Below are 14,675 nucleotides of genomic sequence, written 5' to 3' on the forward strand. Positions count from 1 at the left end.
TGCGAAAAAATGTCAAATATTCTTTTTGAAAAATTTAAAAAATTTGCAAGATATATTTGAACTTTTTAAAGTCCAGCGAGAGAAATTCAATAGTTTTTGAACTTGATTTTAAACTATTTTTATACATCTGAAAATTCTATACCCAGCATTAATTTCCAAAGTTTCACAATTTCTAAAAATCTCTTCTAATTTTTTCTGTGTGCTTTTTGCTCCATGTTTTGTCTGGATTACACAGTAAAATTCTCCGTTTGAATTTAAATGCTCAGAACTTTTTTCATAAATTTGAAAAATCGTCTGTTTTCCAGCACGAATTGGTGGATTTGATAAAATTACATCAAATTTTTCAGAAATATTGTCAAATGCAAATGATTTTCTTATTTCAAACTCTTCGTTTTCATTTTTTATAGCATTATTTTTCAAAAGATTTTCTTTTGTAAGCTCTAAAGCTCGTTCATTCACATCTGAAGAAATAATTTTTGTATTTTCAAAAAAAGATTTTATAATAACTGATACAACGCCATATCCACATCCAATATCCAGTACATCAAATTTTTGATTTTTTTTATTTTGATTTTCTCGCAAAAACACTTTTAACATAACATCCGTTCCAAAATCTACTTTTGTTTTTGAAAATACCCCATTATCTGTTATAAATTCAAAATTTTTATTTTCTATTGTGTATTTTATTATTTTTTTATCTGATTTTACTTCCTGCTTTTCTGAAAAGTAATGACTCATTGTTTCACCTCTGATTTTTTAATTTTGATATATTATATCATATTCGAAATAAATTCCAAATTGTGTTTAGAAAACGAGTTTAATTATAACTAAATATTGCATATTTATCTTTTTATAAGAAATTTTTTTCAGTTGAAAATTATATAAAAAATATTGTATAATTTATAATAAGAAATTTTTATAATTATGATATAATAGTATTACTTTAAAAACAAGATTTTAAAAATTAGAGCTGTTCTACTTAAACTCTAATATTATTTAATATTTTACAGTTAAATATTAAAAGAGTTTGAGTATATAATTAAAATTTATTGTAAAAAATCAAAACAATATTTTTTAAATAAAATTATTCAAAATGATTAGGAGGCGTTATGGTTGCAACAATACAAGTTAATAAACAGAGCATAAAGCAGCTGTTGGAAAGCGGAAAAGACCAGACTTTTTTAATACCGGAATATCAAAGACCTTATTCCTGGACTGAAACTGAAACCAAAACACTATTTTATGATTTGCTGGAATTTACAGAAAATGAGGCAAAAAGAAATAGTGAAGTGGAAGGGACATATTTTTTAGGAAGTATTGTTTCATATGAAAATGATGAAGGCGAGCAGGAAATCATTGATGGGCAGCAAAGAATTACTTCGTTGTTTCTGCTTCTTCGTGCAATTTATACAAAACTGCTTTCTTATGAAGAAAAAACTGTTGAGCAGGAAAATTTCATAAGGCAGATTCAGCCTGCTCTTTGGAAACAGGCAAAACTTACTGGAGAAGTTGATTATACAAGCGTTTTGATTACTTCAAAAGTTATTGACAATGAAGGGAATAAAATTTTGCAGGATATTCTGGAAACTGGGATTGCTGACCATAAAGCCAATGATAATTATTCCAAAAATTATATTTTGTTCCAGAGGCTTTTTGATAAACTTTCTGAATTAAGTCCTACTTTGATGCTGGAATTTATTTATTATACTTTAAATCGTGCTGTAGTTTTTCCGATAAAAACAGATTCGCAGGATGATGCGTTAAGTGTATTTTCAACTTTGAATGACAGAGGGCTTCCACTTTCTGAAGCGGATATTTTCAAGGCAAAAATGTATAACCGTATAAAAAAGGAATACAAGAAATTATTTATAAAACAGTGGAAAAATCTAAGCGAAAGGGCAATATACGCTAAAGAAAATGTTCAGCAACTATTTTATTATTATATGTTTTATTTAAGAGCATTGGAAAAAGATACAGCAACTACTACGCTTGGACTTAGACGTTTTTATTCAAAAGGTGGATTTAACAGATTATATAAGTCTAATCTTTTAAAACATCTGGATAAAATTTTAGATTTATGGGTTGTTATGAATAGACGTGAAACGATTGATAATAAACCTTGGACAGAAAATATTGATATTATTAAAATTTTAGATACATTGTCTTCTTATCCGAATGAATCATGGAAATATCCAGTTGTCGTTTTTTATCTTTCTCATGGTGAAAATGAAGAATTTGAATCGTATTTTTTAAAATTTTTAAGAAAGCTATTTTTGGAACTGACGGCAAATTATCTTGTAAATCCAACTGTTTCGGCAGTAAAAGCGGACATTTTGAAATTAAATGTTGAAATAATTGATACTATGTCACCAAAAGTGGCATTCAAAAATATTCCAATTACTGTGTTGCAGGAAAGAGTAAAAACGCCTAATAAAAATCTTGTCCGTATGATTTTAAAAATGGTAATTTACGATAATCAGGACGAACTGTTGCCTGAAAAATGGGAAGTTGAATACATTCTTCCGCAAAAATGGAGCAACCGTTTTACAGAAAGTGTAGAAAATAAGCAGGCTAAAACTTATATAAATTACATAGGAAACAAGATCCCATTTGAAAAGAGATTGTCTATTAAAGCTACAGAAAACTTTTTTGAAAAGAAAAAGAAAAGCTATAAAAAATCTAAAATTAAATATGTTAGGGAACTTATTCCAGAAGAACAAACTGAATGGACTTTTGAAAATATAGATGCCAGAAATAAAAAAGTGGCTGAAGAGCTAGTAAAGCTATTTATTACATGGAATGGGGAATATAAATTTAAATAAGAATATTGTAGAGGGGATATTTTTATCCCCTTATTTGAAATAACATAGAAAAATAAAATAAATAAAAATGGTAAAGAAGAGAAAATATTAATTTAGCATCTTGTATAAATATAAAAAAATTGCTTTTTAAGGTTGCAATTTAAAAAGAAAAGGAATATAATTAAGTTAGAAAAATATTTAAGGAGTTTTATATGTTACAGGATTTTTACGGTATTATTCAGGTAAAACATTACCAAAGTGGACGGTTAAGGCTTCAGACGGATGCATTGATAGAAAATGTGGAGCTGGAGCTGGAATTTTTGGCTAATTTGCGACAATTATCGGGAATAAGAGCAGTAAAAGTTAATTCTGTCATTGGCAGTATTTTGATACATTTTGATGAAAAAGTTATTGAAAGTTCGTTTTTGTATCTGATTGTATTAAAATTACTTCATTTAGAAGAAGAAGCCCTAAAAAATAAACCAGGAAAACTGAAAAAAATGATAAGACAGGCATTTGAAGCATTGGATATGGCTGTTTATAACAAAAGTAAAGGTTATTTGGACTTAAAGACTTTAACTGCTGGAGCTTTTATCTTTTATGGAATTAAAAAATTAAAAATGACTCCCAAATTGCCTGCAGGTGCCACTTTATTATGGTGGGCTTTTATTTTTTTATCGGAAGGAAAAACAAAATAATGTTGGAAAATTTATTTAAAGCGACATATCTGATGTTTAATCAGATAAAGGTTATACACAGTATTCCAGGAAGGCTAAGACTTTCTGTTCCAAATTTATCAGAGATTCCAAAGGAACTGAAAAAGTATGATTATCGGGTTACAGAACTTATTTTATCCAAAAAAGGCATAAAAAGCATTGAATATTCCTATATAACGAACAAAATTCTGCTTTATTATGATGTAAAATTAACTTCGGAAAAGGAAATATTGGATTGGCTAAATAAAGTATGGAAAACGGTAGTCAACCATTCTGAATTATATGAAAATAAATCCTTGAAGGAAATTGAAAATAATCTTGACACCTTTTATAATATAATTGAACGGCTTTAGGGCGTGCCTGGAAAAGAAAGGAATTTTTATGTATGGTAAAAATTATTTGCTAGATTGTGAGATTCTGCACGAAATTCGTGGAAGAATCAGAATAAAATCAAGAGCATTGAAGTATCTTGGGATTCATAAGGAAGAAATAACGAGTCAGCTGATGCAGGTTCATTATATTGAAAATGTCAGTATTTCCAATATTACAGGAACTGTTCTTATTTACTTTGATGCTTCTTCCCTGACTGGCGAAAATATTGTTTCCTTGCTTCAAAATACGTTAAATACGTATCTAGTGGATATTTACAAGAATGAGAAAAAAGACACATCAAACAAATATCTCATTGAAAGAAAGTTGCAGGAAGAATCGCCACAGGAAATCATAAAAAGTATAGGAGCTGCAGTAATATTATTGCTATTACCAAACCCAAAGAGAAAATTGACTGGAATTAGACGACTATTTAACTATAAGACTTTGTCAACTATTTCTTTAGCTCTGCCTGTCCTGAAAAATGGAATTTATTCGTTAATTCGCAATAAACGTCCAAATACAGATACTTTAAGCTCTACAGCCATTGTCAGCAGCATAATGCTTGGTAGTGAAAGAACAGCATTGACAATTATGGTTCTAGAAAGATTTGCGGAGCTTTTGACAGTTTACACTATGAAAAGAACACGTGGCGTAATTAAGGATATGTTAAGTGTTGGAGAAAATTATGTCTGGAAACAGTCTGAAAATGATACGGAAATTGCTAGAAAAGTTCCCATCGAGGAAATAGATAAAGGGGACTTAATACTTGTTCAGACTGGTGAAAAAATAAGTGTGGACGGAATAATAGAAAAAGGCGAAGCTATAATTGACCAGTCGGCAATTACAGGAGAATATATGCCTGTAACTAAAAGAACTGGAGAAGAAGTTTTTGCAGGTACACTTATAAAAAACGGGAATATTACTGTAAAAGCTGAAAAAGTGGGAGATGACAGGACAGCTTCAAGAATTATAAGGCTGGTGGAAGATGCCGCATTTAACAAGGCGGATATTCAGTCCTATGCAGATACATTTTCTGCCCAGCTAATTCCACTAAATTTTCTTCTTGCTGGAATTGTCTACGTTTCAACAAGAAATTTACAGAAAGCTCTGAGCATGCTTGTAATTGATTATTCTTGCGGAATAAGATTATCAACTGCAACAGCTTTCTCAGCTTCAATAAATACAGCGGCTAAAAATGGAATTTTAATTAAAGGAAGCAACTATCTGGAAGAATTATCAAAATCAGACACAGTAATATTTGACAAGACAGGTACAATTACTGAAGGAAGACCTAAAATACAGACACTTAAGTCTTTTGGAAAAAATATGAGAAATGAAAGAATGCTGGCATTAGCAGCAGCAGCTGAAGAAACTTCCTCACATCCTTTGGCAACTGCAATTTTAAATGAAATAAAAAACAGGGGAATAGCTATTCCAAAACATCAAGAATGTATTATAAAAGTAGCTAGAGGAATAGAAACTGTTGTAAATAAAAGTATTATTCGTGTAGGAAGTCAAAAGTATATGGAAGAAAATAATATTGATTCTGAAAAGGCTTCTGACATAGTGAAAGGAATGCAGAATCGTGGGGAAATCGTTATTTATGTAGCCAAAAATGCTGAATTAATCGGTGTGATTGGAGTTTCAGATCCGCCTAGGGAAAATATTAAGAAAGCTATAAATCGTCTGAGAAATCATGGAATTGATGATATTGTGCTTTTGACGGGAGATTTGAGACAGCAGGCTGAAACTATTGCTTCAAGAATGTCGATGGACAGGTATGAATCTGAACTTCTTCCTGAAGACAAGGCAAAAGATATTCTAAAATTCCGTTCAATCGGATCAAAAGTCATTATGATAGGAGATGGAATAAACGATGCTCCCGCTCTTTCATATGCAAACGTAGGAATAGCTCTAGGAAGCACCAGAACAGACGTTGCAATGGAAGCTGCTGATATTACGATAACTTCAGACGACCCGTTATTAATACCAGGAGTAGTAGGTTTGGCAAAGAATACTGTCAAAATAATAAAACAAAATTTCGCAATGGCAATAGGAATAAATAGTTTTGCACTTGTACTGGGAGCGACAGGACTTCTTCCTGCAATTTACAGCTCAATTTTACACAATTCGATAACGATTTTGGTAGTTGGAAATTCATTGAGGCTGTTAAAATATGATATTAATAGATAATTTTTAAAGGTTATACGTTATCCTTGAAGTATAATAAACGTAAATAATCATAAAGGGTGATGATTTGTAATATGAAAAAATTAACCTTGACAATACTGCATAAATTGCCGAATCGTGTCAGATTTAGACTTTCACACAGCATTAACGATACAAAAAAATTTTTTGAAACAATAAAAGTTGAAACAAAATATACATTTTTACGTTATAATCGTACTATAAATACTATACTTGTAAAATTTGACCCTGAGGAAATTTCAATAGATGAAGTAATTTACCGTACTGCCACAGCTTTATCGGTTGAACATGGTATGACTTCGGTAAGATTGGTTGAAGATTTTGAAGAAAAATCTATAGATTCTTTTTCTATTTATTCTGGGGCAGCAATATTACTGTCTTTCCTGTATAGTTTGGGAAAAAGTAAAGTTGAAAAGCTGCAGATTGATATAAACAATTTTGCGGCTGGGCTTACAACTGTAGCGATTATGGAACACGCATATAAGGAAACTCAGCGTAAAGGATTTTTTGACATTGAAATTCTTCCTGCATTATACTTGTTAAAATCTTATTTGGCAAATAGATCAGTTACCGCAGTAGCTCTTATGTGGCTCACAACTTTTGGACGGCATCTTGTGCTGAATAATTTTTCAAACAAGGAAGTAAGAATTTACAGATTAAAAGCTGACAATGGAAAATTCCATTATGTTGTCGATGTAAAAGATGACAATTCGATTGAAAATCTGAGCGATTTGATAGACCACATATTTTTTAATAATAAGGCTGGTAACGAATCGGATGATAAATACATTGCGTTGCAATAGAAAAAAATTAAAATATTAAATAAAAAATGGAGGTATAAAAATGATAAAATTTGGAAGCATTAAAAAAGAACATTTGGTAGGAGCGGCAATTGGAGTCGGAACTGTGGCTGCTGGTTATTATTTGTACAAAAAGAACCAGAATAAAGTGGACAGTTTTTTGAGAAAACAGGGAATAAATATAAAAACTTCTTCAGAAGCGGCTTATGAAAATATGAATCTGGAAGAACTGATGACAACAAAGGAACACCTTGAAGACTTAATTGCTGAAAAGGAACTTTCAACAAATTCAGCTGCTCCAGAATTGATTACTGAAAGTGAAACAAAATAATAAAATATAAGTGGATAAAGTAAAATAAATTTTGCTCTATCAGTTAGGAGAAAAAAATGAAATTAGTTTTAATTAGACATGGTGAAAGTCAATGGAATTTGGAAAACAAGTTTACTGGATGGAAGGATGTGGATTTGAGTCCGAAAGGAATTGAAGAAGCAAAATCTGGTGGAAAAAAATTAAAGGAAATGGGATTTGTTTTTGATGTGGCTTATACATCTTATTTGAAAAGAGCAATAAAAACTTTGGATTATGTTCTGGAAGAACTGGATGAGTTGTATATTCCAGTTTACAAGTCATGGAGATTGAATGAACGTCATTACGGTGCATTGCAAGGTTTAAATAAAGCTGAAACAGCTAAGAAGTATGGAGATGAGCAAGTGCTTATCTGGAGAAGAAGCTTTGATGTGGCACCACCTGCAATAGATAAATCAAGTGAATATTATCCAAAATCAGACAGAAGATATGCTGAATTATCTGATTCAGAAGCACCGTTAGGAGAAAGTCTGAAAGACACTATTGCAAGAGTTTTACCTTACTGGCACTCACACATTTCAAAAAGCCTGCGGGAAGGAAAAAATGTTATTGTGGCAGCTCATGGAAACAGTTTAAGAGCTTTAATCAAATATTTATTAAATATTTCAGATGATGATATTTTAAAATTAAACTTAACTACTGGAAAACCTTTGGTATTTGAAATGGATAAGGATTTAAATGTATTGTCATCGCCAGATTCATTCTAGTTTACATATTACTTTACTTTGAGCAAGGACTGAAGTTTAGTCCTTGCATTTCTATTATTGACCATTCTGCTAAAAATTCTTATTTATTTCTATTTTTAATTAAAAAATGATAATTTTTCAAAAATTGAAAAAGAAGCCAAATTATGATATACTTTAAAATTATGAAAAAAATTAACTATAAAAAATAAAAAAAGGACAGAGGTAAGGAAAAAATGGCAGATACACCACTGATGAAACAATATAGGGAAATAAAGTCAAATTTTGAGGATTCCATATTGTTTTTTAGATTAGGTGATTTTTATGAAATGTTTTTTGAAGATGCAGTAAAAGCTTCAAAAGAGCTGGGGCTTACATTGACTTCAAGAAATAAAGAAAAAAATGCAGATGTACCGCTTGCAGGAGTTCCATTTCATTCGGCAGATTCTTATATTACAAAACTTGTTTCAAAAGGGTATAAGGTTGCGATTTGTGAGCAGACAGAAGATCCGAAGATGGCAAAAGGGATTGTAAAACGGGAAGTTGTGAAAATTATAACGCCGGGGACAGTTGTGGATGTGGAGGCACTTGATGCGAAGAGTAACAATTATTTAATGAGTATTTTGAAAATTGAGAATAAAATTGGGATTGCATATATTGATATAACAACTGGGGAGTTTAAGGTAACAGAAGTCGAAAAAGATGCTGACTTTGTAAAATTATTTAACGAGATTAATAAGATTGAGCCTAAGGAAGTGCTTGTTACAGAGGATTTTTATCGAGAAATAAAGGAAAAGTTAGATGATTTTTTACAAAAAAATGATTCAGTTGTAACTTTTGTGAGTAAAATTCGGGATAGTGCGAAGTATCTTATGGATTATTTTGAGATTGTGTCGCTGGAAAGTTATGGAATTAAGGATAAAAAGGGGATAATCGGAGCTGCGGCGATGGCACTTGATTATGCGGCTGCTATGCAGGTTGAGCATGAATTGACTGTGGAAAAGATTGAGTTTGTGAACATTTCCAATTATGCTGAAATAAATGCGATTACAAGCAGAAATTTGGAACTTTTGAAAAATCAGAGGGAAAAAACTGTCTACGGCTCGCTTTTGTGGGTGCTGGACGAGTGTAAAACTTCGATGGGAACACGGCTTTTAAAAAGATTTATAAATAATCCGCTTTTAAATATTGAAAAAATACGGAAAAGACAGGAAGATGTGCAGTATTTTATTGATAATATCTTGATTCGTGAAGATTTGAGGGAAAAACTTGAGGATATTTATGATTTAGAGCGGCTTTTGGGAAAAATAATCTTTGGGAGTGAAAATGGGAAAGATTTGACGGCATTGAAAAAGACGATAAAATCAGCTGTTGAAATAATGAAAATTTTGGAAAATACCGATTTTTTTAAGAATATTGATGCAAATATTTTGTTTGAGTGTTATAAGATAATTGACGACAGTATAAATGAAGATGCACCATTTTCAGTGCGTGAAGGTGGTATTATAAAATCTGGATACAATGAGGAACTGGATGAAATAAGGAATATTATGAATTCTGGGAAGGACTTTTTACTGGATATTGAGCAGCGGGAAAGGGAAACTACTGGAATTAAAAATATGAAAATAAAATTTAATAAAGTTTTTGGATATTTTATAGAAATTACAAAATCAAATCTAAGTATGGTTCCAGAGCATTACATAAGAAAACAGACACTTTCAAATTCGGAGCGGTATATTACGCCTGAGCTGAAAAAATATGAGGACACAATAATAAATTCTAAAGCAAAAATTGAAGATTTGGAGTACCATTTATTTAAGGAAATTAATGGAAAAATAAAGGAACATCGGAAAATTTTGTCAGAACTTGCGGAAAGGCTGGCATACATTGATGTAATGGTATCTTTTGCTGTAAGTGCCATTGAAAATGATTACGCAAAACCTGAAATGAATGAGGAATATTCCTTTGAAATTGAAGATGGAAGGCATCCAGTTGTGGAAAAGCTGATTGGAAGGACAGATTATGTTTCAAATGATACAGTTTTCACTGAAAAAGAAAGTTTTGTTGTGCTAACAGGGCCTAATATGTCGGGAAAATCAACGTATATGAAGCAAATCGCATTAATTTCAATAATGGCTCAGATTGGCTCTTTTGTCCCTGCTAAAAAAGCAAATTTATCAGTTATAGATAAATATTTGACACGGATAGGGGCATCTGATGATATTTTGACTGGGCAAAGCACATTTATGGTGGAAATGAGCGAGGTTTCCAACATTTTGAACAATGCGACTGAAAAAAGTCTGATAATACTGGATGAAGTTGGACGTGGAACTTCCACAACCGACGGAGTTTCCATTGCGACTGCCATTTTAATGTATATTCACGATAAAATCGGTGCCAAGACAGTTTTTGCAACACATTATCACGAACTTACTGATTTAGAAAATAAATTTGCACACATTGTAAATTATCGGATAGAAGTGGATGAAAAACAGGGAAAAGTAATGTTTTTACGAAATATTGTGAAAGGCGGAGCAGATAAGTCCTATGGTATTGAAGTGGCAAAATTAGCGGGACTTCCAAAGGAAATATTGGTTGAAAGCAAGAAAATATTGAAACGGCTGGAGCAGAAAAAGGAATTGATCGAGAGAACTGTAGATGTTCATCAGCTTTCACTTTTTGGAGAAAATTTGGAATTTGAAAGTGATTTTGAAGAATTTGAAAATGCAAATGATTTAGAAAATAGTGAAAATAATCAGTTTTATGAGAAAAAATTGGCACAAATTGAAGAAGAAAAGGAAAGTTTAATAGAAATTGTGAATAAAATAGAGAATTACGATATAAATAATATGACACCAATGGATGCGATGAAATTTTTGTTTGAATTAAAGAAGGAAATGGAAAAAGGAAATTAAATGGTAAAATAGGAGAAAAATAATGTGGAAGAAAATAGCTTATGGTGGGCTGATATTAATACTAATATATTTTATATATGCGGTATTCTTTAAAAAAATTCCTGCACCACTTGAACAAATGCAAAAGGATATGAAAGCCAAAAAAGTTGTGTACAGATTAAAAGATGACGCAATTATTTATGCAGATGAGCAAATTGGCTCTGAAGGTGATGAGATTATAAGGTTTAAAAATGTAATTGTAGATTTATTAAAAAAGAAAATGCTAATTTCTGGAAAACAGGCTGAGGTTAATACAAAAACATCTGATATAACGTTACACGGAAAAGTAGTAGGAGCAACGAAAGATAAAAAATGGGAAATGTATACGGAACGTGTCGAATATAAGAAGCAGGGGGACTTACTAATTTCTCCAGTAAAAACAAAGTTAATAAATAAAATTGATAAAACAGAATCAGAATCAGACAGGGTGGAAACAACTACAAAATTTGAAATAATTACAGCGATAGGTCATGCAAAGCACATTGATCATAAAGAACAAAGAACAATGACAGCAGATAAAATTATTTATAACACTACTACGAAAATAACAAATGCAGAAGGGCATGTAATTTATATAGACAAAAAGAAAAAAAGGGAACTACGTGGAGATAAAATGTCTTATGATGAAGTGCATAAGTTCGGAACTGCAGAGGGACACGTAATTTATCTGGATCATGCAAATAATAGGGAATTAACAGCAGATAAAATGACTTATGATGATATAAATAAAATAGTTACTGCGGAAGGACATGCATTTTACAAGGATAAAGAGAAAAATCGACAACTGCGTGCGGATAAAATGCGTTTTGACGATAAAAATCAAGTAGGTAACGCGGAAGGACATGTAATTTATACTGACCCTGAAAATAGACTGACTGGAGATAAAGTTGACTATTACAGAAAAGAAGAGCGGATAGAAGGTCAAGGACACATTGTTTATACGGGTAGAAATTCAGTAATTTCAGGAGACAAGGCAACGTATTTCATTAAGAAAAAACAGATTGATGGAAGAGGAAATGTGAAGTATACGGGGCAAACAATGATAATTACAGGAGATCACGTATTTTATGATGAAGTTTCCAAAATATTAAACGGAGATGGAAATGGTACTTATAACTATCTGCCAAGAAAAATAACAGGTACGTATAAAACAGGAGTTTATAACCTTAAGACACATGTACTTACAACAAATGACCAGTATACTGCAAATTATGATGACTATAAAATGGATGGAACTGGACTTGTTTACGCATTCCAAACTGGAGCAGCTTCAATGAAAGGTCCATTTAATGTAAGAAAGCAAAACTTTAATGTACATGGTGCAAATGGAACAATGAACACAATTTCAAAGGACATTTTTGCAAATAAAATGGTAATGACAAGTACTCAAGGCGATAGAATTACAGCGAATACTGGACAAGGAAGTTTTGAAAAGAAAGAATTCAGGTTTGACGGTCAAGTAAAAGGTAAAATTCGTGGAAATGTAAAAGACTTGATAAATGACCCAACACCGCTTGTAGAGTCAGAAGCTGTAAATTTTGTAGGAAATACAGCAAAAATTTATTTTATTTCACATAAAAACGGTAAAAATATGAGTATTACCCGAAGTGAAATTAAAGGAAATGTCCGTATGACTTATAAAGAAGTTACATTGGATTCACAGTATAATGAAATTGATACAGGAAGAAATCTTATTCTTGCAAGAGATAAAGTTATGGTAGATTTTAGAAATAATACAAAAATGACTTCTAATTACTTGTATATGGATATGAATAAGCAGGAAGGGTATGCGAGAAATAACGTAAAAATTATAAGCCGATTACCGCAATTTAAAACAATCAATACTAGTGCGGATAGAGCTATAATTTATTTGAAGGACAAAAAAATAAAGCTGAATGGGAAAGTAGTTACTTATCAAGGAAAAAATATGATATCTTCTCAAAGTGCAGTTTATGATATGGATAAAAAAATTCTTGAAAACCGAGGAAAGATTCAAATGCAATATGAAATTCAAAATCAAGGTCAAAGTGATGAAGAACAAGTAAGATCTGATCCTAAAAATGCTGCTGCAACTCAGGAAGTAATAGATAAGCTATCAATGTCTGAAGGCGAACATCTGAAAAAGTCAGATAAGGCATCAAATGGAGTTGACGTCAGAATAAAATGGAAATCATCAAATTCCAGCCTGTATTCACCTTCTGGAAAAATGAACAAACAATTTTATGGTGGAAATTCAAAAGAAGTAACAATGACTGCAACAGCCAAAGCAGGAACAAATACATCAGAAAAGAAATTCAATGTAAATGTTCCATCAGAATCTGCGCATGAATTGCTTAAAAGAGCTGCAAGAAACATTTACTTCCCTGAAGATGGTAGAAAACCGCCTTCATCAGTAAAAGTAAATGCACATAAGGGAATGATAACTATTCCAATCTCGTGGTCAAAGAATGGTAGTAAAAACGTGGCTACTTTAACATATGGCGGTGCTTCCTATTCAAAACAATTTTAAAAGATTTGTAAAAGAGATTATCTTAATTTTTTAGGATGGTCTCTTTTTTATCGTATGAAAAAAATTATAAAAAATAAAAACTACACATACTGCAAATTTAACATTTTGTGTAGTTTTGTTATATCTTAATTCTATTTTTTATTATCTTTCTTTAAAATATTTTTCAATTCCATTTATAATTCCATTTACCATTACATCTTGAAATTCTGGAGAAGCCATTTTTCTATCTTCTTCTGAGTTTGTCATAAATCCCATTTCTAGTAATGTATTTGTAACTGTTGACCAGTTTGTTCCTGTAAGGTCATCTCTATATGCAACTCCTCTGCTTTTAAACCCTGTTGCTTTTGTATATTCTGATAAAATTGCTCTTGAGAATTGGTCACTGGATTTTTGTACGCTTTTTGTATGTGGATTTTTAGCTGATGATGTAAGTACAGTCGCTCCTCTTACAGAACTTCCTCCTGCATCTGCATGAAGTCTTAAATATACAGAACAACCTGCTTTATTAGTCATCAAAGCTCTTTCTTTGTTACTGATATTTACATCGTTTGTTTCTCTTATCATGAATACTTCATAACCTTTAGCTTTTAAAGCGTCTCTTAGTTTTAATCCAACTTCTAAGGCTAGTTGATACTCAGGCTTTTTAGTAGCAACTCCTCTTGTTCCATATGCCACTTTTGGTTTTCTTTTACTTGAGCCAGGTGCTATTTCTTCTGTTTGCATATTTCCTTTTGCCTGATGTCCTGGATCAATACATATTTTTTCAGCTCCATTTACTAATCCTGAAACAGTACTGAATAGAATGATTAATTTAAATAATAATTTCATAATTGTTTTTCCTCTTTTCTATACTATAAAAATAAATAATATCATTTTAATTTTCAAATTTTTAATATTTAATGTTTGGTAAAAATAAAACTATTGAAAATTGTTTAAATTTTTATATTTAATAGATTAAATTAAACTATAAAGCTTAATTATACAAGTATGCTGACCCTGTAAAATATAAGTTTCTGTAGCCATTTCCTTCAAAATATACTCTATATACACTTCCGTAACTAGATCCTGAAAATGGGTATCCGCTAAAATTAAATCTTTTTCCTGACTGTAAACTTACACATGTGTCACCTGATATTACTCTGCAACGTTCTACATATCTTGAAAAACCAAGTACGCTAAATAATAAAAATACTCCTAAGATTAACTTTTTCATAAATTAATCACTCCTTTAAAAAAATTTATTAACTTTTCAAATTTAAATATTT

12 protein-coding genes are annotated in these 14,675 nt (G+C 31.2%); 9 read left to right on the top strand and 3 right to left on the bottom strand.

Annotation, left to right across the window (positions count from 1 at the left end):
- Positions 1 to 108: 108 nt before the first annotated feature.
- Positions 109 to 738, bottom strand: coding sequence for a class I SAM-dependent methyltransferase (locus LEBU_RS10095; protein WP_015770232.1), 630 nt, complete (start codon positions 736 to 738; stop codon positions 109 to 111).
- Positions 739 to 1,109: 371 nt separating this feature from the next.
- Here LEBU_RS10095 and LEBU_RS10100 point away from each other — a divergent pair, with 371 nt between their 5' ends.
- The 9 genes from LEBU_RS10100 to LEBU_RS10140 all read left to right on the top strand — a co-directional run bounded on the left by LEBU_RS10100 (position 1,110) and on the right by LEBU_RS10140 (position 13,410).
- On the top strand, positions 1,110 to 2,822 hold the full coding sequence (locus tag LEBU_RS10100; protein WP_015770233.1) for a DUF262 domain-containing protein: 1,713 nt from the start codon (positions 1,110 to 1,112) through the stop codon (positions 2,820 to 2,822).
- A gap of 191 nt (positions 2,823 to 3,013) precedes the next feature.
- Positions 3,014 to 3,499 carry an HMA2 domain-containing protein gene (locus LEBU_RS10105; protein ID WP_015770234.1) on the top strand — a complete coding sequence of 162 codons (486 nt, stop codon included), beginning with the start codon at positions 3,014 to 3,016 and terminating at the stop codon, positions 3,497 to 3,499.
- A complete protein-coding gene (locus LEBU_RS10110; RefSeq protein ID WP_015770235.1) occupies positions 3,499 to 3,870 on the top strand; it encodes a hypothetical protein in 372 nt (123 codons plus the stop codon). The genes LEBU_RS10105 and LEBU_RS10110 overlap by 1 nt, the downstream gene beginning before the upstream one ends.
- A gap of 28 nt (positions 3,871 to 3,898) precedes the next feature.
- Positions 3,899 to 6,082, top strand: a complete 2,184-nt coding sequence (locus LEBU_RS10115; protein ID WP_015770236.1) for a heavy metal translocating P-type ATPase — start codon at positions 3,899 to 3,901, stop codon at positions 6,080 to 6,082.
- Between the two features lie 71 nt (positions 6,083 to 6,153).
- Positions 6,154 to 6,900 carry a hypothetical protein gene (locus LEBU_RS10120; RefSeq protein ID WP_015770237.1) on the top strand — a complete coding sequence of 249 codons (747 nt, stop codon included), beginning with the start codon at positions 6,154 to 6,156 and terminating at the stop codon, positions 6,898 to 6,900.
- A gap of 40 nt (positions 6,901 to 6,940) precedes the next feature.
- Positions 6,941 to 7,228, top strand: a complete 288-nt coding sequence (locus LEBU_RS10125; RefSeq protein ID WP_015770238.1) for a hypothetical protein — start codon at positions 6,941 to 6,943, stop codon at positions 7,226 to 7,228.
- A 56-nt stretch (positions 7,229 to 7,284) separates the two neighbouring features.
- The gene (gpmA, locus tag LEBU_RS10130; protein WP_015770239.1) at positions 7,285 to 7,971 is read left to right on the top strand and encodes a 2,3-diphosphoglycerate-dependent phosphoglycerate mutase; all 687 of its coding nucleotides are present in this window, start codon (positions 7,285 to 7,287) and stop codon (positions 7,969 to 7,971) included.
- 212 nt (positions 7,972 to 8,183) lie between these two features.
- Positions 8,184 to 10,862: a DNA mismatch repair protein MutS gene (gene mutS / locus LEBU_RS10135; protein ID WP_015770240.1), complete on the top strand. Its 2,679-nt coding sequence runs from the start codon at positions 8,184 to 8,186 to the stop codon at positions 10,860 to 10,862.
- A 22-nt stretch (positions 10,863 to 10,884) separates the two neighbouring features.
- Positions 10,885 to 13,410 (top strand): LptA/OstA family protein, encoded by a 2,526-nt coding sequence (locus tag LEBU_RS10140; protein WP_015770241.1) that lies wholly within the window; start codon positions 10,885 to 10,887, stop codon positions 13,408 to 13,410.
- A 141-nt stretch (positions 13,411 to 13,551) separates the two neighbouring features.
- On the opposite strand, the gene LEBU_RS10145 is transcribed toward LEBU_RS10140, so the two are convergent.
- Together LEBU_RS10145 and LEBU_RS10150 are read right to left on the bottom strand one after the other, a co-directional pair.
- Positions 13,552 to 14,238: an N-acetylmuramoyl-L-alanine amidase family protein gene (locus LEBU_RS10145; RefSeq protein WP_015770242.1), complete on the bottom strand. Its 687-nt coding sequence runs from the start codon at positions 14,236 to 14,238 to the stop codon at positions 13,552 to 13,554.
- 145 nt (positions 14,239 to 14,383) lie between these two features.
- A complete protein-coding gene (locus LEBU_RS10150) occupies positions 14,384 to 14,623 on the bottom strand; it encodes a hypothetical protein (RefSeq protein WP_015770243.1) in 240 nt (79 codons plus the stop codon).
- Positions 14,624 to 14,675 lie beyond the last annotated feature (52 nt).

The sequence above is a fragment of the Leptotrichia buccalis C-1013-b genome (assembly GCF_000023905.1).
GTDB classification, from domain to species: domain Bacteria; phylum Fusobacteriota; class Fusobacteriia; order Fusobacteriales; family Leptotrichiaceae; genus Leptotrichia; species Leptotrichia buccalis.

Excerpts from the sequence above, each read along its gene's own strand:
- LEBU_RS10100 (WP_015770233.1), top strand. The coding sequence starts at position 1,110 with ATGGTTGCAACAATACAAGTTAATAAACAGAGCATAAAGCAGCTGTTG.
- LEBU_RS10145 (WP_015770242.1), bottom strand. The coding sequence starts at position 14,238 with ATGAAATTATTATTTAAATTAATCATTCTATTCAGTACTGTTTCAGGA.
- mutS (WP_015770240.1), top strand. The coding sequence starts at position 8,184 with ATGGCAGATACACCACTGATGAAACAATATAGGGAAATAAAGTCAAAT.
- LEBU_RS10140 (WP_015770241.1), top strand. The coding sequence starts at position 10,885 with ATGTGGAAGAAAATAGCTTATGGTGGGCTGATATTAATACTAATATAT.
- LEBU_RS10150 (WP_015770243.1), bottom strand. The coding sequence starts at position 14,623 with ATGAAAAAGTTAATCTTAGGAGTATTTTTATTATTTAGCGTACTTGGT.
- gpmA (WP_015770239.1), top strand. The coding sequence starts at position 7,285 with ATGAAATTAGTTTTAATTAGACATGGTGAAAGTCAATGGAATTTGGAA.
- LEBU_RS10115 (WP_015770236.1), top strand. The coding sequence starts at position 3,899 with ATGTATGGTAAAAATTATTTGCTAGATTGTGAGATTCTGCACGAAATT.
- LEBU_RS10110 (WP_015770235.1), top strand. The coding sequence starts at position 3,499 with ATGTTGGAAAATTTATTTAAAGCGACATATCTGATGTTTAATCAGATA.
- LEBU_RS10120 (WP_015770237.1), top strand. The coding sequence starts at position 6,154 with ATGAAAAAATTAACCTTGACAATACTGCATAAATTGCCGAATCGTGTC.
- LEBU_RS10125 (WP_015770238.1), top strand. The coding sequence starts at position 6,941 with ATGATAAAATTTGGAAGCATTAAAAAAGAACATTTGGTAGGAGCGGCA.
- LEBU_RS10105 (WP_015770234.1), top strand. The coding sequence starts at position 3,014 with ATGTTACAGGATTTTTACGGTATTATTCAGGTAAAACATTACCAAAGT.
- LEBU_RS10095 (WP_015770232.1), bottom strand. The coding sequence starts at position 738 with ATGAGTCATTACTTTTCAGAAAAGCAGGAAGTAAAATCAGATAAAAAA.